The organism is Streptomyces sp. NPDC050546, assembly GCF_044457425.1.
Lineage (GTDB): Bacteria > Actinomycetota > Actinomycetes > Streptomycetales > Streptomycetaceae > Streptomyces.
In genome coordinates this window covers 240,203-262,807 of the sequence record NZ_JBITGX010000011.1, presented here as the reverse complement: position 1 = coordinate 262,807, position 22,605 = coordinate 240,203, and the positions used below count along the sequence as shown (strand labels likewise).

Genomic DNA, 22,605 nt, shown 5'->3' with positions numbered 1-22,605 from the left:
GAGCATGACTGCTGACGTGTGGCTGCCCATCCCGCCGGACGAGATCGAGGGGCTCCCCGAGGGGCCCGGCTACCGCTACTGGAACGGCGGGGACGAGTTCCCCGCGGACCCGGCGGACTGCGCCTTCTACGTCGTCCCCTACATGAAGCCCAGCCCGCTGTGCGTGCGCCCGATGCCGGAGATGAGCCACGTCCAGGTCGTGCAGACCCTCTCGGCCGGGATCGACCACGTGCAGCCCGGGCTGCGGCACCTGCGTCCGGGCGTGCGGCTGTGCAACGCGCGCGGGGTGCACGAGGCCAGCACCGGAGAGCTCACCCTCGCGCTGATCCTGGCCTCGCTGCGCGGGATCCCCGACTTCGTCCGCGCACAGGACCGGGGGGAGTGGCTCGGCGGGTTCCGGCCCGCGCTCGCCGACAAGAACGTCCTCATCGTGGGATACGGCTCGATCGGTGCGGCCATCGAGGACCGGCTCGTTCCGTTCGAGGTGGCGCGGGTGGCGCGCGTCGCGCGCTCCGAGCGCACCACGGCGCGCGGTCCGGTGCATCCGCTCACCGAACTCGCCTCCCTGCTCCCGGAAGCGGACATTGTCATCCTGTCCACGCCGCTCACCGAGGCCACCCGAGGCCTGGCCGGGGCCGACTTCCTGTCCCGGATGAAGGACGGCGCGCTCCTGGTCAACGTGGCCCGCGGCCCCGTCGTCGACACCAAGGCCCTGCTCGCCGAGGTGGAGACCGGCCGTATCACCGCGGCCCTCGACGTCACCGACCCCGAGCCCCTGCCGCGCGAACACCGGCTGTGGCGTGCGCCGGGGGTACTCATCAGCCCTCACGTCGGCGGACCCACCTCCGCGTTCCTTCCGCGCGCCAAGCGGCTCCTGGTGGACCAGTTGAACCGTTATGTGAACCGGGAGCCGCTCCGCAACGTGATCCTTACGACGGGTGCATCAACAGGCTGAACCGACCTCGGGTACCGTCCGCAATCCTTCGGGTGCGGTGGGTACTCATATATCTGTTGATCGTCACGGAGCGTAGAGAACCTATGTCCCTGAGTGACGAGACTGGTGTATCGTCCCGACAGGGGCAGCGCCGGGGGACTTTCGGCGCCGGGGACGGACACTTCGGACTGTGAGGGGGGCGACAGGCGATGCGCGGCCTATGGACGAGCGATCCGACGGGACGGGGCGGCCGGCGGCGACCCTGGTGGACGGCCGCGTTCAGACGCGGCCGGCACGCCGATCACGGCGGCCACCACACCCATCACAGTGATCACCATCAAGCGGTACGGACCGGGAGGGTCCGGTGAGCGCGCCGCCGACCCCGATGCTGGACGGAGCGCTGCGGGCACAGCCTCCGTCGCCGGGGGTGCTGCTGCCCCGTACGCCGGCCCGCGGCCATCGGCCGGGCCTGGCCCTCCAACTCGTCCTCACCCTGGTCTGCGCGGGATACGCCGTCGGTTCCGCGCTCGGCTGGGGCTCATACCAAGTGGCCCTCATCATGGGCGACTTCGGGCTGAGCGCCGCGGCGGCCACCGCCTCCGTCTCGTGCTTCCTCTACGCCCGCAACCGCCGCACCCGCTTTCGGCCCGCCTGGCTCCTGTTCGGCCTCTCCTCGGCCATGGCGGCCCTCGGCAACCTGGTCTGGGGGTGGTACGAGGTGGTCCTGGGACTGCCCGTGCCCAGCCCCAGCTACGCCGACCTGTTCTTCCTGTGCTTCGCGCCGCCCGCGATCGTCGGACTGCTCGTGCTCGCCAAGCGGCCGGTGTCCAAGGCCGGCTGGGTCTGTCTCGGGCTGGACGCCTGGCTGATCGGCGGCTCGCTGCTCACCCTGGCGTGGAGCCTCGCCCTCGCCCAGGCCGCGAAGTCGGAAGGGCCGGGCGTGGCGCACACCGCGCTGTCGCTGGCCTACCCGCTGCTCGACATCGCGCTGGTCAGTATGGTCCTCGCGCTGCACTTCAGGCGGTCGGCGGGGAACCGCTCCGCGGTCAACACCGCCATCGGCGCGCTCGCGCTGACCGTGATGTGCGACGCCCTGTTCACCTCGCCGCTGATGCACCACGACTACCGCTCCGGCCAGCTGCTGGACGCGGGCTGGTTCGCCGGCTCGCTGCTCCTGGCCTACGCCCCGTGGGCCGCGCCCCGCACGCCGGACACCGACCGGCACGGCCCGGACCGGCAGGGCACGGCGGGGCGCACACGCGTGGTGCACGAGCATGTGCCAGGGCAGCGCGGCGGCCCGCACCACCAGCCGCCCACACCCGTAGGCGAGCTCGGACGGTATCCGGCCGCCCGGCCCATCTCCGGCTCCCTCGCCGCCCTCACGCCGTATCTCGCGGCCGCCGTGTGCACGCTGGGGATCCTCTACAACGTCCTCAACGGCCGCAGCGTCGACCGCGTGGTCCTGCTGACCGGTGGCACGGTCGTGCTCGCGCTGGTCGTGCGCCAGGGCATCATGCTCCTCGACAACATCACCCTCACCCAGGAACTGGCGCAGAAGGAGAACCACTTCCGCTCCCTGGTGCAGGGCTCCAGCGACGTGATCATGATCGCGGCGCCCAGCGGCGTCCTCCGGTACGTCTCCCCGGCGGCCGCCGGGGTGTACGGCCGCTCTGCGGAGGATCTGGTCGGTACGGAACTGGCCAGTCTCATCCACCCGGAGGACCTGGGCTGCGTCGTGCACGAGGCGCGCAGGTTCCTCGCCGCCAACCCGGTCGAGGAAGCCACCACGCGCATCGAGTGCCGTTTCCGGTCGGGCGACGGAGGCTGGCTCAACGTCGAGTCGACCGTCAACCGCCATCACGGCGGCCTCATCTTCAACAGCAGGGACGTGACCGAAAGGGTCCGGCTCCAGGCCCAGTTGCAGCACAACGCCGAGCACGACCCGCTCACGGACCTGCCCAACCGCGCCCTGTTCACCAAGCGCGTCCAGCACGCGCTCTCGGGCCGCCGGGCCTCCGACCGGGGCGTGGCCCTGCGGAACACGGCCGTGCTGTTCATCGACCTCGACGGCTTCAAGGCCGTCAACGACACGATCGGGCACCAGGCGGGGGACGAGCTGCTCGTCCAGGCCGCCCGCAGACTCCAGGACTCCGTCCGGCAGGGCGACACCGCCTCCCGGCTGGGCGGTGACGAGTTCGCGGCCCTGATCGTCGGGGACAACACCCGCGACCGGGCCGCCCGGGAACGGCACATAGTGGAACTCGCCGACCGCCTCAGGGGGACGCTGTCCCAGCCGTATCTCATCGACGGCAACGATGTCCGTGTCAACGCCTCCATCGGCGTGGCCTTCGCGGATGCGGGCCTCGGCGCGGGCGAGCTGCTGCGCAACGCCGACCTGGCCATGTACCGCGCCAAGGCCGGCGGCAAGGGCCGCGTGGAGCTGTACAAGCCGCAGATGCAGCAGGACGTCGTCCGCAAGGCGGAGCTGGCCACGCGCCTGCGGGCCGCGCTGCACGACGGCGAGTTCGCCCTGCTGCACCAGCCGGTGGTCTGCCTGGAGGACGGCCGGATCACGTCGGTGTCGGCGCAGGCGCGCTGGCGCTCCTCGCAGGGGGTGCTCTTCACCCCGGCGGAGTTCCTGCGCGTGGCCGAGGACAGCGACAAGACCGCCGAGCTGGGCCGGTGGATGATCGAGGAGGCCGTCGAGCAGGCCGCCGAGCGGCAGGCGACCGGGCTGTCCGTGCCGGTCGTCGTCCGGATGAGCGCCCGCCGACTGCTGGACCGGTCGATGCCGCTCGGCTCGATCGAGACGCTGCTCACCCGGCACGGGCTGCCGTCCGGGTCGCTGATCATCGAGCTGTCCGACGCCGGTCCGAAGGTCTCGCCGGACGAGCTGGAGCGGCGTCTCGGCGCCCTGCGGCGGGTCGGCGTCCGGATCGCCCTCGACGGGTTCGGCGGTGACTGCGCGGCGATCACGGCCCTCAGGCGGCTCCCCGTCGACATCCTGAAACTCGACCGCGCCCTGGTCGAGGGTGTCGTCGAGTCCGCCCGGCTGTACAAGATCACCAGTGGACTGCTGCGCATCGCCACCGATCTCGGGCTGAAGTCCGTGGCCGAGGGGGTGGACCTGCCCGAGCAGGTCGTCGCCCTGCGCGCGATGGGCTGCACGCACGGGCAGGGCATGGCGTTCTCCGGACCGCTCGACGAGTACCGGCTGCGCCGGGCCCTGGCCGGCGGTCACTATCCGGTGCCGAACGGACCGGCCGAGCCGGCGTTCGCGGGCGGTGCCCCGCGGGTGTACAGCTCGGGAGTGTCCGCCGTCATCGGAGGCGGTACGGCCCTACGCTCACATAATGAGACTCCCGTCCCACCCACTTGACAGTGAGTGTGTGCCGGGGGGAGGGTCTGTGCCATGCGCACCCGAATTCTCGTACTTGGAAAGCGCGTCGGCTGACGCTGAGCCTCGACCGCTCAGTGACTCCACCCGGCGCGCTCCCCTCGCTTGCCTTATGGCACGAGGGGTTTTTTGTTGCACAGGGGCCTTACGTGCAGCAGACGAAAACCGCACAAACCTCGCAAAAAACCCTCAGCATCTGAGAAGAGAATGCCGATGACCGAGCAGGCCACCGGGGCCCATCACCCGCAGCCCCGGCCCCGATCCGGAGGACACTCCGCCCCCGAGCAGGTGACGGGCGCGCAGTCCCTCATCCGCTCTCTCGAGGAGGTCGGCGCCGACACGGTATTCGGCATTCCCGGCGGGGCGATCCTTCCCGCTTACGACCCGCTGATGGACTCCACCAGGGTGCGCCACGTCCTGGTCCGGCACGAGCAGGGCGCCGGTCACGCCGCCACCGGCTACGCGCAGGCCACCGGCAAGGTCGGCGTCTGCATGGCCACTTCAGGCCCCGGCGCGACCAACCTGGTCACCCCGATCGCCGACGCGCACATGGACTCCGTGCCGCTGGTCGCGATCACCGGCCAGGTGGCGTCCAAGGCGATCGGCACGGACGCCTTCCAGGAGGCGGACATCGTCGGCATCACCATGCCGATCACCAAGCACAACTTCCTCGTCACCAAGGCCGAGGACATCCCGCAGATCATCGCGCAGGCCTTCCACATCGCCTCCACGGGCCGCCCCGGCCCGGTCCTGGTCGACATTGCCAAGGACGCTCTCCAGGCGAAGACCACCTTCTCCTGGCCGCCCGCCATGGACCTGCCCGGCTACCGCCCGGTGACCAAGCCCCACGCCAAGCAGATCCGCGAGGCCGCCAAGCTGATCACCCAGGCGAAGCGGCCCGTGCTGTACGTCGGCGGCGGCGTGCTCAAGGCCAAGGCCACCGCAGAGCTGAAGGTGCTCGCCGAGCTGACCGGCGCGCCCGTCACCACCACCCTGATGGCGCTCGGCGCGTTCCCCGACGACCACCCGCAGCACCTGGGCATGCCCGGCATGCACGGCTCGGTGGCCGCCGTCACCGGCCTGCAGAAGGCGGACCTGATCGTCGCCCTCGGTGCCCGCTTCGACGACCGCGTCACCGGCAAGCTGGACAGCTTCGCCCCCTTCGCCAAGATCGTCCACGCGGACATCGACCCGGCCGAGATCGGCAAGAACCGCGCCGCCGACGTGCCGATCGTCGGAGACGCCCGCGAGGTCATCGCCGACCTGATCCAGGCCGTCCAGAAGGAGCACAGCGAGGGCCACCAGGGCGACTACAGCTCGTGGTGGAAGGACCTGAGCCGCTGGCGCGACACCTACCCGCTCGGCTACGACCAGCCCGAGGACGGCTCGCTCTCCCCGCAGCAGGTCATCCAGCGCATCGGCCAGCTCGCGCCCGAGGGCACGATCTTCGCGGCGGGCGTCGGCCAGCACCAGATGTGGGCCGCCCACTTCATCGAGTACGACAAGCCGGGCACCTGGCTGAACTCCGGCGGCGCCGGAACGATGGGCTACGCCGTCCCGGCCGCCATGGGCGCCAAGGCCGGAGCGCCCGAGCGGGCGGTCTGGGCCATCGACGGCGACGGCTGCTTCCAGATGACCAACCAGGAGCTCACCACCTGCGCCCTGAACAACATCCCGATCAAGGTCGCCGTCATCAACAACGGCGCCCTCGGGATGGTCCGCCAGTGGCAGACCCTCTTCTACAACCAGCGGTACTCCAACACCGTCCTGCACTCCGGCCCGGACGACGTCAACCCGCAGGCCCGCGGCACCCGCGTCCCCGACTTCGTGAAGCTGTCGGAGGCCATGGGCTGCTACGCCATCCGCTGCGAGTCCCCGGACGACCTCGACAAGGTCATCGAGGAGGCGAACTCGATCAACGACCGCCCGGTCGTCGTCGACTTCATCGTCCACGAGGACGCGATGGTCTGGCCGATGGTCGCCGCCGGCACCTCCAACGACGAGATCATGGCCGCCCGGGACGTCCGCCCCGACTTCGGCGACAACGAAGACGACTGAGCGAGAGAGACGTAAAAGATCATGTCCAAGCACACGCTCTCCGTCCTGGTGGAGAACACGCCCGGCATCCTCGCCCGGATCGCCGCCCTGTTCTCCCGCCGCGGCTTCAACATCGACTCGCTCGCCGTCGGTGTCACCGAGCACCCCGACATCTCCCGCATCACCATCGTCGTGGGGGTGGAGGACCTGCCGCTGGAGCAGGTGACCAAGCAGCTCAACAAGCTCGTCAACGTGCTCAAGATCGTCGAGCTGGAGCCGTCGCAGGCGGTGCAGCGCGAACTCGTTCTGGTGAAGGTGCGCGCCGACAACGAGACGCGCTCCCAGATCGTCGAGATCGTCCAGCTGTTCCGCGCCAAGACCGTCGACGTCTCCCCGGAGGCCGTCACCATCGAGGCCACCGGATCCGGCGAGAAGCTCTCCGCCATGCTCAAGATGCTGGAGCCGTACGGCATCAAGGAGCTGGTCCAGTCCGGCACGATCGCGATCGGCCGTGGCGCCCGCTCCATCACGGACCGGTCGCTGCGCGCCCTGGACCGGTCGGCGTAAGACCTGGAACGGGCGGTCGGCGCGCCGTCGGCCGCCCGTATTCCGAGACCCTCAGACTTCCCTTCCGCCCCCCGTCATACGGTGGGACGCAACACCTGCACTCCCGAGGAGAGAACCCAAAGTGGCCGAGCTGTTCTACGACGCCGACGCCGACCTGTCCATCATCCAGGGCCGCAAGGTCGCGGTCATCGGGTACGGCAGCCAGGGCCACGCCCACGCGCTGTCGCTCCGTGACTCGGGTGTCGACGTCCGCGTCGGTCTGCACGAGGGCTCCAAGTCCAAGGCCAAGGCCGAGGAGCAGGGCCTGCGCGTGGTGAGCCCGTCGGAGGCCGCCGCCGAGGCCGACGTCATCATGATCCTCGTCCCGGACCCGATCCAGGCCCCGGTCTACGAGGAGCACATCAAGGACAACCTGAAGGACGGCGACGCGCTGTTCTTCGGCCACGGCCTGAACATCCGCTTCGGCTTCATCAAGCCCCCGGCCGGCGTCGACGTCGCCATGGTCGCCCCGAAGGGCCCGGGCCACCTGGTCCGCCGCCAGTACGAGGAGGGCCGCGGCGTTCCGTGCATCGCCGCCGTCGAGCAGGACGCCACGGGCAACGGCTTCGCGCTGGCCCTGTCGTACGCCAAGGGCATCGGCGGCACCCGTGCCGGCGTCATCAAGACGACCTTCACCGAGGAGACCGAGACCGACCTCTTCGGCGAGCAGGCCGTTCTCTGCGGTGGTACGGCCGCGCTGGTCAAGGCGGGCTTCGAGACCCTGACCGAGGCCGGCTACCAGCCGGAGATCGCCTACTTCGAGTGCCTGCACGAGCTGAAGCTGATCGTCGACCTCATGTACGAGGGCGGTCTGGAGAAGATGCGCTGGTCGATCTCCGAGACCGCCGAGTGGGGCGACTACGTCACCGGCCCGCGCATCATCACGGACGCCACCAAGGCCGAGATGAAGAAGGTCCTCGCCGAGATCCAGGACGGCACCTTCGCCCAGCAGTGGATGGACGAGTACCACGGCGGTCTGAAGAAGTACAACGAGTACAAGACCCAGGACTCCGAGCACCTGCTGGAGACCACCGGCAAGGAGCTGCGCAAGCTCATGAGCTGGGTCGACGAGGAGGCGTAAGCCTCACGGCCGAGGGGCCGGAGCATCCCCGCTCCGGCCCCTTCGGCGAACCCGGGGTAACGTCGGTGCTACGGCGTTGTCCATCCCGTCCGGCCACGGACGGGTGATCCTTCCGCAGCGGCACAGGACGACGCCAGGTGCGCCACTAGACTGCTGCACACATACATCGCGTCAGGCCCACAGCGTCGTGCGTCTTCCACGCGGCAAGCACCCCTCCACCGCCTGCGGCCGTCGGGACGGCCGTCCGCAGCATTGGACTTGTGAGGACTCACGTGAGCTCGAAACCCGTCGTACTCATCGCTGAAGAGCTGTCGCCCGCCACCGTTGACGCGCTTGGCCCGGACTTCGAGATCCGGCAGTGCAACGGAGCGGACCGGGCCGAGCTGCTCCCGGCCATCGCCGATGTGGACGCGATCCTGGTCCGTTCGGCCACCAAGGTCGACGCCGAGGCGATCGCCGCCGCGAGCAAGCTCAAGGTCGTCGCGCGAGCCGGCGTCGGCCTGGACAACGTGGACGTCTCCGCCGCCACCAAGGCCGGCGTGATGGTCGTCAACGCCCCCACCTCGAACATCGTGACCGCCGCCGAGCTGGCCTGCGGTCTGCTCGTCGCCACCGCCCGTAACATCCCGCAGGCCAACGCCGCGCTGAAGAACGGCGAGTGGAAGCGCAGCAAGTACACGGGCGTCGAGCTGGCCGAGAAGACCCTCGGTGTCGTCGGCCTCGGCCGTATCGGTGCCCTCGTCGCCCAGCGCATGTCGGCCTTCGGCATGAAGGTCGTCGCCTACGACCCCTATGTGCAGCCGGCCCGCGCCGCTCAGATGGGCGTCAAGGTCGTGTCGCTGGACGAGCTGCTCGAGGTCTCCGACTTCATCACCGTCCACCTCCCCAAGACGCCCGAGACCCTCGGCCTGATCGGCGACGAGGCGCTGCGCAAGGTCAAGCCGAGCGTGCGCATCGTCAACGCCGCGCGCGGCGGGATCGTCGACGAGGAGGCGCTGTACTCCGCCCTCAAGGAGGGCCGGGTCGCCGGTGCCGGTCTCGACGTGTACGCCAAGGAGCCGTGCACCGACTCCCCGCTCTTCGAGTTCGACCAGGTCGTCGCCACCCCGCACCTCGGTGCCTCCACGGACGAGGCGCAGGAGAAGGCCGGTATCGCCGTCGCCCGCTCGGTGCGACTCGCCCTCGCCGGTGAGCTCGTCCCGGACGCGGTGAACGTGCAGGGCGGTGTCATCGCCGAGGACGTCAAGCCGGGCCTGCCGCTCGCCGAGCGTCTCGGCCGGATCTTCACCGCGCTCGCCGGTGAGGTCGCGGTCCGCCTCGACGTCGAGGTGTACGGCGAGATCACCCAGCACGATGTGAAGGTGCTGGAGCTGTCCGCACTCAAGGGTGTCTTCGAGGACGTCGTCGACGAGACGGTGTCCTATGTGAACGCCCCGCTGTTCGCGCAGGAGCGCGGTGTCGAGGTACGCCTGACGACCAGCTCCGAGGCGTCCGAGCACCGCAATGTCGTCACCGTGCGCGGCACCCTCGCCGACGGCGAGGAGGTGTCGGTCTCCGGCACGCTGGCCGGCCCGAAGCACCTCCAGAAGATCGTCGCGGTCGGGGAGTACGACGTCGACCTCGCGCTCGCCGAGCACATGGTCGTGCTGCGGTACGAGGACCGTCCGGGTGTCGTCGGCACGGTGGGCCGCATCCTCGGCGAGGCGGGCATCAACATCGCCGGCATGCAGGTGTCGCGTGCCGCGGTCGGCGGCGAGGCGCTGGCGGTGCTGACCGTGGACGACACGGTGACCGCCGGGGTGCTGGCCGAGGTGGCGGAGGAGATCGGTGCGACCTCCGCCCGTTCCGTGAACCTCGTCTGACCTTTCTGGGGCTTCGCTCTCAAACGCCGGACGGGCTGAGTTGATCAGCCCGTTCGGCGTTCTGCTGTGCGGGAACGCGCCGCAGGGTCACGGTGGCAGCCACCGCTGCTCCGGCCAGCAGCACCGTGCTGGTGATCGCCGCCGCGTGCATACCGCTGGTGAACGCCTCGCGTGCCGCCGTCGCCAGGGCGTCCCCCGCGCGCCCCGGCAGCTGTTCGGCGACGGCCAGGGCGCCGCCCAGGGTCTCGCGGGCCGGGGCGGGTGCCGAGGCCGGGATCTCGTGGCGGTAGACGGCCGTACCGATGGAGCCCAGGAACGCCATGCTCAGCGCGCCGCCGAACTCCGTGCCCGTCTCCAGCAGGGACGAGGCCGCGCCCGCCCTCTCCACCGGGGCGGCGTTCAGGGCCAGGTCCGCCAACAGTGACATGACGACCACGGCGCCGGAGGCCAGGACGGCGCACGCGGCGAGCAGCAGCCACAGTGAGTCCGTGCCGGCCAGGGCCAGCAGGACATAACCGCAAGCGGTGACCGCGAAGCCTCCGGAGACGACGTAGGCGCGCGGAACGCCCCGCTGCACCAGCTGTGCGCCGGCCACGGCCGCCAGTCCGATGGGCACCGACGGCAGCAGGCTCCACAGCGCCGCCTCCAGGGGGCCCATGTCCAGGACCGACTGGATGTACTGGGTCGTGAAGTACGCCGAGCCCATCATGCCGAAGGCGGCGACGAGGTTGAGGACGACGGCCGGGGTGAAGCCGCGGGCCCGGAACAGTTCCGGTGCGATCAGCGGGGACACCGCCGTGCGCTGGCGGTGGACGAAGAGCGCGGCGAAGAGCAGTCCGACGGTCACCGACATCGCGTACCGCACGTCCCAGCCCTGCGACGCGAGCTCCTTCAGGCCGTAGATCACGGGGAGCACGGCCGCCATCGACAGGGGAACGCTCAGCAGGTCGAAGCGGCCGGGGCGCGGGTTCCTCGACTCGGGCAGCAGGAAGGGCCCGAGGATCAGGAGCAGCGCCATCGCGGGCAGATTGACCAGGAAGACCGAGCCCCACCAGAAGTGCTCGACGAGCACGCCGCTCATCACCGAGCCGAGGGCGATGCCGGCCGTCATCACGCCCGACCACAGACCGATCGCCTTGGTGCGCTGCGCGGGGTCGGTGAACATCGTGCGCACCAGCGCCATCGTCGACGGCATCAGCGTCGCGCCGCCGATGCCGAGCACCGCACGGGCGGCGATCAGGGTCTCGGCGCTGTTCGCGTAGGCCGCCACCAGGGAGGCCGTACCGAAGGCGGCGGCGCCGAACAGCAGGAGCCTGCGGCGGCCGATGCGGTCGCCCAGCGAGCCCATCGTCATCAGCAGGCCGGCCAGGACGAAGCCGTAGATGTCGAAGATCCACAGCTGTTGGGTGGCGCTCGGCTCCAGGTCGGCGCTGATCGCGGGGATCGCGAAGTAGAGGACGGAGACGTCCATCGAGACCAGCAGAAGCGGAAGCATCAGCACGCCCAGGGCCGTCCATTCGCGGCGCCCGGCGCGGGCGGGAGAGTGCGGTTCTGTCGTCATGGGCAGGACTGTACGACCGTCTTAAACGCTTGTCTAGTACGGTTGTGTAATACGCTCGTCTGGTACGGATGTATGGATTCCGGGGTAGTGTGACGTCATGGGACACCGTGAGGATCTGCTCGAGGGCGCCAAGCGCTGCCTGCTGGCGAAGGGGTTCGTGCGCACGACGGCGCGCGACATCGTCAAGGAGTCGGGGACCAACCTGGCGTCGATCGGTTATCACTACGGCTCGAAGGACGCGCTGCTCGCCGAGGCGTACCTGTCGCTGGTCGGTGGGCTCTCCGACGCCTTCGAAGGGGAGGAGCCCGGGGCGAGCGACGCTGAGCCCGGCTCGCTGGAGCGGTTCCAGGAGGTGTGGTCCAACATCATCGGGACCATGCGGGGGCCCGGTTCGATGTGGCGCCTCAGCATGGAGATCGTCGCCATGGGGGACCAGTTGCCGGTGGTGCGCGACCACCTGGCGGATCAGCAGCGGGATGCCGAGCGCGCCCTGGTCGCGCTCTTCATGGGTGTCCGTGAGGAGGACATCCAGGACAAGACCCTGGACACGCTCGGCAGGTTCTACACGACGCTGATGACGGGGCTCATCGCACAGTGGAGCTTCGACCCCGAGCGTGCGCCCGACGGCGAGGCGCTCACCGAAGGGCTGCGCCAGGTGATCGAGGCCGCCGACCGGGCGTGACGCGTCCCTCGCGCATCTCGATCACCCGGTCCGCGAAGTGCCGTACGACCGCCCGGTCGTGACAGATGAACAGGTAGCCGAGGCCCAGGTCGTCCTGGAGGTCGGCGAGCAGGTTCAGCACGCCCGCCCGCACCGACGGGTCGAGCGACGACACCGGCTCGTCCAGGACCAGCAGGCGTGGGTCGCAGGCCAGGGCGCGGGCGATGCCGGCGCGCTGGCACTGGCCGCCGGAGAGTTCGTGCGGCCGGCGGTCGCCGTACGCGGGGTCGAGTCCGACCCGGTCGAGGAGTTCGGTGACGCGGGCGGGGCCGTCGGCGGGGTGCCAGCGGCCCTGGACCTTCAGCGGCTCGGCGATGGCGTCCCGGACGCGGTGGCGGGGACTCAGCGAGCCGTACGGGTCCTGGAAGACGGGCTGCATACGGGGGCGCAGCGGACGCAGTTCGCGTTCCGGGAGGGACGTCAACTCCCGTCCCTCGAAACGGACTTCCCCGCTCGCCGGGCGGCGCAGCTGGAGCACCGCCAGGGCCGTCGAGGACTTGCCGCAGCCGGACGGGCCGTTCAGGGCGAGGGTCTCGCCGGGGGCCAGGGAGAAGGAGACGCCGTCCACGGCGGTGACCGGGCCGTAGCGGACGACGAGGTCGCGGACGTCGAGCAGGGCATCGGTCATGCCGACTGTCCCTCCTTCATGAACAACTCCGTGGCGGGGTGGGGGAGTTCCTCCCAGGTATGGCAGGCGACCAGACGTCCGGCCGCCTGCCGGGGTTCCGGTTCCGCCGTGTGGCAGGGGTCCGCGGCGAGCGGGCAGCGCGGGGCGAAGGCGCAGCCCGGCGGGAGCGTGCCCGGGGCGGGCGGGGTGCCGCGCAGGGCGGGGAGCCTGCGGCCCGGGGGAGCGTGCTGGGGGAGCGACGCCAGCAGCCCGGCCGTGTAGGGGGCGCGGGGACGGGCCAGCACCTCGTCCGCGGGGCCGAGTTCGGTGAGACGCCCGGCGTACATGACCAGCATCCGGTCTGCGTGGCCCGCTACGGCGTCCATGTCGTGGGTGACCAGGACCAGCGCGGCCCCGACCGCCTCCCGCTGCTCGGCGAGCAGCCGCAGCACCTGGTCGCGGCGCTCCTCGTCGAGGGCGGTGGTGGGCTCGTCGGCGACCACGAGGTCGGGTTCGTTGATCGTGGCCATGGCGATCACGGCGCGCTGCCGCATGCCGCCGGAGTACTCGTGCGGATACGCCCGCGCCGTGCGTGCCGCGTCCGGGATGCCGACCCGGTCCAGGGCCGCGACCGCCCGGGCCCGGGCCTCCTTGCGGGAGACCCCGGCCACCGACCGTACGGCGGCGGCGAGTTGGTCACCGACCGGGTGCACGGGGGAGAGGGCGGACAGGGCGTCCTGCGGGACGAGGGAGATGCGGCGGCCGCGGTGGGCCGAGAGGTCCGGGGTGATCGTCCCGCTGATGGTCGCGCCGCGCGGCGGCATGCCGAGGAGCGCGCGGGCCGTGAGGGACTTGCCCGCCCCCGACTCGCCGACGATCGCCAGGACCTCACGCGGCAGCACGTCGAAGGACAGGCCGCGCACGGCCTCGACTCCGTCGAACGAGATACGGAGATCGCTGACGGAGATCAGTGCCTCAGACTTCAACGACGGTCTCCTTCTCGGCGGGGGCGGGGGTGGCTCGCCGTACCCTCCGGCCCTGGGTGAGTGCCGCGCCCGACACCGCGAGTCCCGCCAGCAGGGCCAGGGCCACCGCCGGGGCGAGGGCCGCCCACGGGGCGCGTTCCACATAGACCCGGGACTCCTCCAGGAGCAGGCCCCACTCGGGGGCGGGCGGCTGGGCGCCCAGGCCCAGGAAGCCGAGGGAGGCCAGGGCCAGGGCGATGCCCGGCAGCCGCAGCAGGGCATGGCGGGCGACCGGGGCGGCGACGGACGGCAGGACGTGCCGGGTGAGGATCCAGAACGGGCTCGCCCCGATGGCCCGTTGGGCGGTGAGGAACGCCGACGCCCGTACCTCCTGCACCAGGGCCGCCGCGTGCGCGGACAGGGCCGGCCAGGAGATCAGCGCGACCGCCAGGGCCGCCCCGCCGGTGCCCGGTCCGGCGGCCGCCGCGACCAGGATGCCGACGATCACCGGGGGCAGGGCGTTGGCGATGTCCGACGCGCCCGCCGCGACGCCCGGCAGGAAACCCAGCAGCAGCGCGATCAGCAGGCCCAGCAGGCAGACCGCCGTCGCCGTGCCGACCGTCGAGGCGGCACCGTGACCGAGCCGGGCGAGCACGTCACGGCCGAGACCGTCGGTGCCGAGGGGATGCGCCCAGGAGGGCGCGGCGAGACGGACGGTGGTGTCCACGGCGTACGGGTCGCGCAGCAGGCCCCAGCCGATGGTCAGCAGCAGGACGGCGGCCAGCGCCACCGGGACCGCCGGGTGCGCGCGGACGGGGCGGGCCGGCGGCAGCGTCAGCCCGGCGTCCCGCAGCGCGGGCCCCAGCAGCCGGCGCCGTACGCCCGCCGCCACCGCGCCCGCGACCAGTCCGAGCAGCAGCAGCGCGAGGACCGAGCCCTGGAGCAGCGGAAGGTCCTGCGACCGGGCGGCGCCGAGGGCCGTACGGCCGATGCCCGGCACCGCGAACACCGTCTCCACGGCCACCGCGCCGCCGGTCAGACCGACGGCGACCATTCCGAACTGCGGGACCAGCGGCGGTAGAACACGCCGCAGCGCCGCTCCCGCGATCCGCGCCCGGCTCACCCCGGCGCCCCGCCACAGCTCCGCCCACCGCTCGTCGAGCACGGCGGGCAGCGCGTCCGCCACCAGCCGCCCGAGCAGCCCGCCCGCCGGGACGCCCAGGGCGAGTGCGGGCAGCACCAGATACTCAACGCTCTGCCAGCCGGACGTGGGCAGCCATCCCAGCCACACACCGAAGACCAACAGCACGACGGTGGCCAGCAGAAACTCGGGAAGGGCGGCCAGCATCGCGGCGAACGCCCCGGCCGAGCCGCGCCCGCGCACCAGCACCGGCGTCACCAGCGCGGCGGCCAGCAGCACCGCCACGCCGAGCGCCGCGCCCATCAGCCCCAGCGACACCTGGAGCCCGGCGACCACGGAGGGCAGGACGTCGTGCCCCGACACCCAGGAGGTGCCGAAGTCGCCGTGGAGCAGGTCGGTGGCCCACTGCCCGAGCAGGGACAACGGGCCGGCGTCCAGGCCGAGGTCCCGGCGGATCGCGGCCAGGGCCTCCTCGGTCGCCTCCTGCTCGGCCGACCGGGCACGCAGCACGGTGAGCGCCGGGTCGCGGTGGGAGAGCCAGGGCAGGAGTCCGACGACGGCCAGGACGGCCAGGAGGCCGACGCAACGGGTCAGCCCTGCCGCCCTCTTCGCCAGGAACCTCACTTGACGTAGGTGTCGGCCGTGACGAGTTCCCGCTCGCGCGGGTCGTGCGCGGCGTTCACGACACCGGTGGCATCGCCCTGGATCACGCGCTCGTGGAGCAGCGGTACGGCCGCGTCCGCGGCCAGGACCGCGGCCTCGGCCTCGACGGCCGCCTTGCGGCGGGCGTCGCCGACCCGGGTGTCGGTCGCCTTCTTCAGTGCCTTGTCGGCCTCGGGGTCCGCGAAGTGCGAGAGGTTGAACGTGCCCTTGGAGGCGAAGTCGCTGTAGAGGTACGCGGCCGGGTCGCCGGAGTCGAGGACGGTGGCGCGGGAGAGGACGAACGCGTCGAAGCGGCCCGCGAGCGCGTCGGACTCGATGTTGGCGTACTCGCGCACGTCCAGCTTCACCTTGAACCCGGCCTTCTGGAGCTGCTGTTGCAGCGCGGCGGCGACCTCGGGCATCTCGGAGCGGTCGGTGTACGTGCCGATGGTGACGGTCTTGCCCGCCGGGTCGCCGGGCTTGGCCCGCTTGACGGGTGTGCGCAGGTCGGCCGCCCAGGGGAGGGCGGGTCCGAGCAGGCCCCTGGCGACGTCGGCGCGGCCCTCGTACACACCCTTCACGATCGACCCGGCGTCGACCGCCTCCCGGGCCGCCGCCCGGATCGCGGGATCCTCGAAGGCGCCCTTCTCCGTGTTGAGGTAGAGGGTGTTGGTGCGCGGCATCGGGACCTCGGTGACCAGGTCCTGGTCGAGGACGGCTGCCTGCGAGACGGGGATCGCCTCGACGATGTCCGCCTCGCCGCTGCGCAGCGCCGCCGCGCGGGCGGTGCCGTCCGGGACGAACTTCACGTCGATGCCGGGGGATTCGGCCTTCCCGCCCCAGTAGCCGTCGTACCGGTCGAGGGTGGCGGAGGAGGTGCCGTCGACCTTCGTCAGCTCGAAGGGCCCGGTGCCGGCGCCGACGGGATCGACCGTCTTCCCCTGGTAGGCCTTCGCCGCCAGGATCGCCAGCTGCGGGGAGCTGAGCCGCTGCGGGACCAGGGGGTCCTCGGTGGCGGTGGTGACCGTGACCTGGTCGCCGTCGGCCTTCGCGGTCAGGTCCACGCCGTCGAGGATGCGGGGCTTGGGGGAGGCGGTGGCGGCCTTGGTGAGGGCGTGGACGACGGCCTCGGGGGTGAGCTTGGTGCCGTCGTGGAAGGTGACGCCGTCGCGGAGGGTGAAGGTCCAGGTCCGGCCGGACTGCTTCCACTCGGTGGCGAGCGCGGGGCGGGCGTCGCCCTCCGCGTCCAGCTTCACGAGTGTCTCGGCGGTCGACCAGCGCGACAGTTTGAACGCGTCGTCGGAGAGCGGGGAGAGGCCGGAGCGGGGTGGCTGGAGCATGGCGACGCGTATGCGTTTGCCTCCGGGCCCGGAGTCGTCCGTGGCCTGCTGGGTGCCGGTGAAGCAGCCGGTGAGCAGGGCGGAGGCGGCGGTGAGGGCGGTGGCGGGAAGCAGGCGGCGAGCGGGCAGGCGCACGGAACCCTCCGGGTAAAGGGGTGGTCAAGAGAGCGGTTGCGCTGACCCTAGCATTGACAATCGTTTTCAACAATTGACGGTTGGATCACATACGGGTGCGCACGACCGAGTCGATGGCGGAGGCGGCGTCGGAGGAGGTCCTGGTGGGGCGGAGGGCCGTCTCGGGCCAGGGGCGGCCCGCCGACACCCAGACACTCGGGACGCCGATGGCCGCCGCTCCGGCGATGTCGGCGTGCGGGGAGTCGCCGATCACCCAGGCGCCGTCGAGGGAGGCGCCGACGGTTGCGGCAGCGGCGTGGAAGATCTCCGGGGCGGGCTTCTTGTGCCCGACCGCCTCGGAGACGACCCAGCCGTGCGCCAGCTCGTCGAGGCCGGTGTTCCGGATCTTCGCCTCCTGCTGTGCGGTACGGCCGTTGGTGACGATGGCCAGGGTCCAGCCGGCGCCGACCGCCCGGTCGAGGGCGGTGCGGGTGGGGCCGTCCAGGACGACCCGGTCGGCCGCGCCCCGGTCGAGGAAGGAGCGGACGGCGTCCTGGTCGACGCCGTACCGGCCGTGCAGGGCCCGGGCCACCTCCTGGCGGGGCGTGTAGCCGCTCGCGTCGAGGGTCATGACCCACTCGATGTCGTGCGGGGGCAGTCCGTACTCGGCGAGAAACGCCGTCACCGCGCCGCGGAACGCCGCGTCCCGGTCGATGAGGGTGTTGTCGAGGTCGAGCAGCAGCAGAGGCATGTCCGGGCCGGTCCTCACAGTCGGTGCGCCTTCAGGGCCATGTGCAGCAGCAGCCGGTCCTCGCCGTCGTCCAGGTCCAGGCCGGTCAGCTTCTCTATCCGGGACAGGCGGTAGTACAGGGTCTGGCGGTGGATGCCCAGCTCGGCCGCGGCCCGGGCGGCCTGGCCGGCGCAGTCGAGGTAGATCTCGGCGGTACGGGCGAGTTCCCGGTGCACCGGGAAGAGCAGGGCGTGGACGGCGGGGTCGTGGGCCAGGTCCGGCGGCAGCGCGGTGAGCAGCCGGAACGGCCCGATCTCCGACCATTGCGCGACCGGCCCCAGCCGGGCCTCGGCCAGCGCGGCCCGGGCCGCGGCGGACGCCTCCCACCAGGCGGTGCCCAGCTCCGCGAGGCCGGAGCGGGGGGTGGCGAGACCGGCGGCGGGGCCGGTCGGTCCGTGGGCGGAGGTACCGGGCTGCCCGGACGCGGATCGGGAACCGGACCCGGCGGAGGCACCGCGCGTGCCGCGAGAAGCCGTACCGCCCGACCTGCCGGCAGCCGTACTTCCTGAAGTCCCGCGGCCGGCAGCCCCACCGCCCGCCCGCTCCAGCAGTCGCGCCGCCGCCGTGGTCGCCGGAGTCAGCACGTCCGTCGAGCGCAGGCGGATCAGCAGGGCCACGCACTGGGCCGAGGCCCCCCACGGCAGCGTGCACAGGGCTGTCGCGCCCGGCATCGTGCGGACCGAGGGAGCGTCGTCGGGGTCGGCCGACGGCCAGGGGGCCACGCACACCACCGTGTGCAGACCGTCGGCGCGGGAGCCGAGGGCGGTGCGGAGTTCCGCGATGGCCATGTCGCGCTGCCAGTCGCGTTCCGCGGTGAGGACGGCTCGCAGTTCACGGCTGAGGTCGGCACCGTGCTGGGCCTCGTCCGCGAGCAGCGCGCCGATCCGGGTCGTGACCTCCATGGCGGCGGAGAGCCGGTGTTCGCTCGGGCCGGGATCGTCGTCCAGGAGCCAGACATAGCCGTGGACCACGCCCCGGTGGCGGACGGGGAGGCAGATCCGCCCCCGGTTGACCCCCGCCTCCGGCGTCGGCGGGATCCGCACCGGGCCGGTCGCACGCGTGATGCCGAAGCCCTCGAACCACGCCCGGACGGCCGCGGTCGAACGGCGGGTGAGGATCGAACGGGTGCGCACCGGATCGAGGGCCGACGGATCGAGGTCGCCCTCGCTGTCGTACGCCCCGAAGGTGATCAGCTCGAAGTCCCGGTTCTCCAGCGTCGCGGGCGCGCCGAGCAGCTCGGAGATCTCGTCGACCAGCTCCTCGTAGTCGCCCCGGTGTTCCGACGTCATGCGGGCATTGTCCCCCACCGGCCAAGAGCCTTCATACATCTGTCTGAGATCTGCGGCACGGATGCGTGACAGCTGTCGATGGCCGACGATCGAAGGGATCCCTAGGTTTCACGGTGGTTCTCCGCGCCGTACCCGAAGCGTCATCCGCCCGGGGTCCGGCCATCCGTTTGGTTGTGCTCTGGAGGTGCCCCGTGCTGGGTCCCGTGATTCTCGCCGCGTCTCGCAGCGACCGGATGCGACGCTTGATCTCGGCGGCCCCGGTGACCAAGCAGGTCGTCGACCGCTTCATCCCGGGCGAGGGCGTCGACGACATCGTCCCGGTGGTCCGGGACCTCGCCGACCGGGGTCTGGAGCTGACGATGGACGTCGTCGGCGAGGACATCACCAACCCCGCGCAGGCCGCCGCCGCCCGGGACGCCTACCTGGAGCTGATCGACCGCCTCAAGCCGCTGGAGCTCGGCACCCGCGCCGAGATGTCGGTGAAGCTGTCGATGTTCGGGCAGGCCCTCCCGTCGCCCACCACCGCCCTGTTCGAAGGGCCCTCCGGGCCCACCCCCACATTCCGAGACGGCCACGAGCTGGCCCTGAAGAACGTCCGCCCGGTCGTCGAGGCCGCCGCCGAGATCGGCACCACGGTCACGCTGGACGCCGAGGACCACACCACCCTCGACTCGATGTTCGCCATCCACGAGGAGCTGCGGAAGGACTTCCCGGGGACCGGCTGCGTCATCCAGTCCTACCTCTTCCGCACCGAGGCCGACGCCCGCCGCCTCGCCGCGAACGGCAGCCGGGTACGCCTGGTCAAGGGCGCGTACAAGGAGCCCGCCTCGGTCGCTTACCAGGACAAGCACGAGATCGATCGGGCGTACGTACGGATTCTCGGTACGTTGATGGAGGGGACGGGGTACCCGATGATCGGGTCCCACGACCCACGCCTGATCGCGATCGGCCAGGAGCTCGCCCACCGCGCCGGGCGCAAACTGGACGAGTACGAGTTCCAGATGCTCTACGGCATCCGCGGCGACGAGCAGTCGCGCCTCGCCGCCGAGGGCCACCGCATGCGCGTCTACACCGCCTACGGCACCGACTGGTACGGCTACTTCATGCGCCGGCTCGCCGAGAAACCGGCCAACCTGCGGTTCTTCGCACGATCGATGCTCACCAAGGGCTGACAGCCCTTCCAGGGCCGAGACCGAACCACCGCTCAGTAAGGAGTTAGGGAAAACATGGACGCTGTGACCCAGGTCCCCACCCCCGTCAACGAGCCGGTGCACGGCTACGCCCCCGGCTCGCCCGAGCGTGCCCGGCTGGAGGCCAGGCTGAAGGAGCTGGCCGACAACCCCGTCGACCTGCCCTGCACCATCGGCGGCGAGAAGCGGATGGGCGGCGGCGAGGCCTTCAAGGTCGTCCAGCCGCACAACCACCAGGCCGTGCTCGGCACGTACCGCAACGCCACCCAGCAGGACGCCCAGGACGCCATCGACGCGGCCCTGGCCGCCGCCCCCGCCTGGCGTGCCCTGTCCTTCGACGACCGCGCGGCGATCATCCTGCGCGCCGCCGAGCTGCTCTCCGGCCCCTGGCGCGAGACGCTCGCCGCCTCCACCATGCTGGGCCAGTCCAAGACCGCGCAGCAGGCCGAGATCGACACGCCTTGTGAGCTGATCGACTTCTGGCGCTTCAACGTCTCCTACGCCCGCAACCTGCTGGCGGAGCAGCCCCCGGCGAACTCCCAGGGCGTGTGGAACCGTCTGGACCACCGCCCGCTGGAGGGCTTCGTCTACGCGGTCACGCCCTTCAACTTCACGGCCATCGCGGGCAACCTCCCGACGGCCCCCGCCCTGATGGGCAACGTCGTCGTCTGGAAGCCGTCCCCGACGCAGACCCACGCCGCCGTGCTGCTCATGCAGCTGCTGGAGGAGGCCGGTCTGCCCAAGGGCGTCATCAACCTCGTCACCGGTGACGGCATCGAGGTCTCCAAGGTCGCCCTGGAGCACCGCGACCTCGCGGGTATCCACTTCACCGGCTCGACCCCCACCTTCCAGTACCTGTGGAAGACGGTCGGCGCGAACATCGAGAAGTACCGCACCTACCCGCGCCTCGTCGGCGAGACCGGCGGCAAGGACTTCCTCGTCGCCCACCCGTCGGCCGACCCGGCGATCCTGAAGACGGCGTTCACCCGGGGTGCCTTCGAGTTCCAGGGCCAGAAGTGCAGCGCCACCTCCCGCGCGTACATCCCCGCCTCGATCTGGAACTCCGGTTTCAAGGAGGAGCTCGCCGCCGAGGTCGACGGCATCAAGATGGGCGATGTCACCGACCTGTCGAACTTCATCGGCGCCGTCATCGACGAGCGTGCCTTCGCCAAGAACAAGGCCGCCATCGACCGCGCCAAGGAGGACGCCTCCTGCACGATCGTCGCGGGCGGCACCTACGACGACTCCGAGGGCTACTTCGTCCGCCCGACCGTCATCGAGTGCAGCGACCCGGAGAACGAGGTCTTCCGCACCGAGTACTTCGGCCCGGTCATCGCCGTGCACGTCTACGAGGACGACAAGTACGACGAGATGCTGACCCAGATGGAGTCCGTCTCCGACTACGCCCTGACCGGCTCGGTCATCGCGAACGACCGTGCGGCGGCGGCCTACACGGCGGACAAGCTCCGCTACGCGGCCGGCAACTTCTACATCAACGACAAGTCGACCGGTGCCGTGGTCGGCCAGCAGCCCTTCGGCGGCGGCCGTGCCTCCGGCACCAACGACAAGGCCGGCGCCCCGCAGAACCTGATGCGCTGGACCCTGACCCGCGCCATCAAGGAGACCCTGGTCCCGCCGACCGACTACACGTACCCGCACATGGGCTGACACCAGCCGCCACACCGACGGGCCAGGTCGAAAAGACCTGGCCCGTCGGCATGTCCGGGGGAAAGACTGGTCCGATGACCACCCGAGTGCGCACCGCCCACACCGCCGATCTGACCCCCGCCGAACTCGACGCCGTACGCGGCCTGCTGGACGCCGCCTTCGACGGCGACTTCGGGGACGAGGACTGGGATCATGGTCTCGGCGGCATGCACGTGCTCGTGCAGGACGGCTCCGGGCTCGCCGCGCACGGGGCTGTCGTGATGCGCCGGGTGCGGCACCGTGGGCGGTGGCTGCGGGCCGGGTACGTCGAGAATGTCGCGGTCCGCGCCGACGCCCGCCGCGGCGGCCTCGGCGGGCGGGTCATGGGAGAGCTCGAGCGGGTCGTCGAGCGTGCCTACGACTTCGGCGCCCTGTCCGCCAGTGACGATGGCGCCCGCCTCTACACCTCCCGCGGCTGGCGGCTGTGGGGCGGGGAGGTGCACGCCCTCAGCCCGCGGGACGGCATCGTCCGGTTGCCTGAGGAGGAGGACAGCACCTACGTCCGGCCGGCCCTCGCAGGTCCCCTCGACCCCGGGCATGAACTCGTCTTCGACTGGCGCGACGGCGACGTGCTCTGAGAATCGGTGCAGGTCAGCTCGGTGTGACCTAGTCCACCGTCTC

17 protein-coding genes are annotated in these 22,605 nt (G+C 71.3%); 10 read left to right on the top strand and 7 right to left on the bottom strand.

Features of this window, described 5'->3' with window-relative positions; all coding sequences use genetic code 11:
* Nucleotides 1–4: 4 nt before the first annotated feature.
* The 6 genes from ACIBK5_RS27425 to serA all read left to right on the top strand — a co-directional run bounded on the left by ACIBK5_RS27425 (nt 5) and on the right by serA (nt 9,917).
* The gene (locus ACIBK5_RS27425) at nt 5–955 is read left to right on the top strand and encodes a 2-hydroxyacid dehydrogenase (RefSeq protein ID WP_399023406.1); all 951 of its coding nucleotides are present in this window, start codon (nt 5–7) and stop codon (nt 953–955) included.
* 343 nt (nt 956–1,298) lie between these two features.
* Nucleotides 1,299–4,313 (top strand): putative bifunctional diguanylate cyclase/phosphodiesterase, encoded by a 3,015-nt coding sequence (locus ACIBK5_RS27420; protein ID WP_399023404.1) that lies wholly within the window; start codon nt 1,299–1,301, stop codon nt 4,311–4,313.
* Between the two features lie 225 nt (nt 4,314–4,538).
* Entirely contained in the window at nt 4,539–6,389 is a 1,851-nt protein-coding gene (locus tag ACIBK5_RS27415) for an acetolactate synthase large subunit (protein ID WP_399023402.1), read from the top strand.
* A gap of 21 nt (nt 6,390–6,410) precedes the next feature.
* Nucleotides 6,411–6,935 (top strand): acetolactate synthase small subunit, encoded by a 525-nt coding sequence (gene ilvN / locus ACIBK5_RS27410; protein WP_010048631.1) that lies wholly within the window; start codon nt 6,411–6,413, stop codon nt 6,933–6,935.
* A 121-nt stretch (nt 6,936–7,056) separates the two neighbouring features.
* A complete protein-coding gene (ilvC, locus tag ACIBK5_RS27405; RefSeq protein ID WP_399023400.1) occupies nt 7,057–8,055 on the top strand; it encodes a ketol-acid reductoisomerase in 999 nt (332 codons plus the stop codon).
* A gap of 272 nt (nt 8,056–8,327) precedes the next feature.
* Nucleotides 8,328–9,917, top strand: a complete 1,590-nt coding sequence (serA, locus tag ACIBK5_RS27400; RefSeq protein ID WP_399023398.1) for a phosphoglycerate dehydrogenase — start codon at nt 8,328–8,330, stop codon at nt 9,915–9,917.
* A gap of 19 nt (nt 9,918–9,936) precedes the next feature.
* On the opposite strand, the gene ACIBK5_RS27395 is transcribed toward serA, so the two are convergent.
* Entirely contained in the window at nt 9,937–11,478 is a 1,542-nt protein-coding gene (locus ACIBK5_RS27395) for an MFS transporter (protein ID WP_399023396.1), read from the bottom strand.
* Between the two features lie 97 nt (nt 11,479–11,575).
* On the opposite strand from ACIBK5_RS27395, the gene ACIBK5_RS27390 reads away from it, so the two are divergent.
* The gene (locus tag ACIBK5_RS27390; protein WP_399023394.1) at nt 11,576–12,160 is read left to right on the top strand and encodes a TetR/AcrR family transcriptional regulator; all 585 of its coding nucleotides are present in this window, start codon (nt 11,576–11,578) and stop codon (nt 12,158–12,160) included.
* Here ACIBK5_RS27390 and ACIBK5_RS27385 read toward each other — a convergent pair.
* The 6 genes from ACIBK5_RS27385 to ACIBK5_RS27360 all read right to left on the bottom strand — a co-directional run bounded on the left by ACIBK5_RS27385 (nt 12,114) and on the right by ACIBK5_RS27360 (nt 19,087).
* The gene (locus ACIBK5_RS27385; protein ID WP_399023392.1) at nt 12,114–12,827 is read right to left on the bottom strand and encodes an ATP-binding cassette domain-containing protein; all 714 of its coding nucleotides are present in this window, start codon (nt 12,825–12,827) and stop codon (nt 12,114–12,116) included. The genes ACIBK5_RS27390 and ACIBK5_RS27385 overlap by 47 nt on opposite strands.
* Nucleotides 12,824–13,792 (bottom strand): ABC transporter ATP-binding protein, encoded by a 969-nt coding sequence (locus ACIBK5_RS27380; RefSeq protein ID WP_399023390.1) that lies wholly within the window; start codon nt 13,790–13,792, stop codon nt 12,824–12,826. The genes ACIBK5_RS27385 and ACIBK5_RS27380 overlap by 4 nt, the downstream gene beginning before the upstream one ends.
* Nucleotides 13,782–15,527, bottom strand: a complete 1,746-nt coding sequence (locus tag ACIBK5_RS27375) for an ABC transporter permease subunit (RefSeq protein WP_399023556.1) — start codon at nt 15,525–15,527, stop codon at nt 13,782–13,784. Before ACIBK5_RS27375 ends, ACIBK5_RS27380 begins: the two co-directional genes overlap by 11 nt.
* 5 nt (nt 15,528–15,532) lie before the next feature.
* Nucleotides 15,533–17,029 carry an ABC transporter substrate-binding protein gene (locus ACIBK5_RS27370; RefSeq protein ID WP_399023389.1) on the bottom strand — a complete coding sequence of 499 codons (1,497 nt, stop codon included), beginning with the start codon at nt 17,027–17,029 and terminating at the stop codon, nt 15,533–15,535.
* Between the two features lie 85 nt (nt 17,030–17,114).
* Nucleotides 17,115–17,759, bottom strand: coding sequence for an HAD family hydrolase (locus tag ACIBK5_RS27365; RefSeq protein ID WP_399023387.1), 645 nt, complete (start codon nt 17,757–17,759; stop codon nt 17,115–17,117).
* 14 nt (nt 17,760–17,773) lie between these two features.
* Complete coding sequence (locus tag ACIBK5_RS27360) at nt 17,774–19,087, bottom strand: PucR family transcriptional regulator (RefSeq protein ID WP_399023385.1); 1,314 nt, start codon at nt 19,085–19,087, stop codon at nt 17,774–17,776.
* A 191-nt stretch (nt 19,088–19,278) separates the two neighbouring features.
* Here ACIBK5_RS27360 and ACIBK5_RS27355 point away from each other — a divergent pair, with 191 nt between their 5' ends.
* From ACIBK5_RS27355 to ACIBK5_RS27345, 3 genes are all read left to right on the top strand, one after another.
* Nucleotides 19,279–20,259, top strand: coding sequence for a proline dehydrogenase family protein (locus tag ACIBK5_RS27355; protein ID WP_399023383.1), 981 nt, complete (start codon nt 19,279–19,281; stop codon nt 20,257–20,259).
* A 54-nt stretch (nt 20,260–20,313) separates the two neighbouring features.
* Entirely contained in the window at nt 20,314–21,945 is a 1,632-nt protein-coding gene (gene pruA, locus ACIBK5_RS27350; protein WP_399023381.1) for an L-glutamate gamma-semialdehyde dehydrogenase, read from the top strand.
* 74 nt (nt 21,946–22,019) lie between these two features.
* Nucleotides 22,020–22,562 carry a GNAT family N-acetyltransferase gene (locus ACIBK5_RS27345; RefSeq protein ID WP_399023379.1) on the top strand — a complete coding sequence of 181 codons (543 nt, stop codon included), beginning with the start codon at nt 22,020–22,022 and terminating at the stop codon, nt 22,560–22,562.
* Nucleotides 22,563–22,605 lie beyond the last annotated feature (43 nt).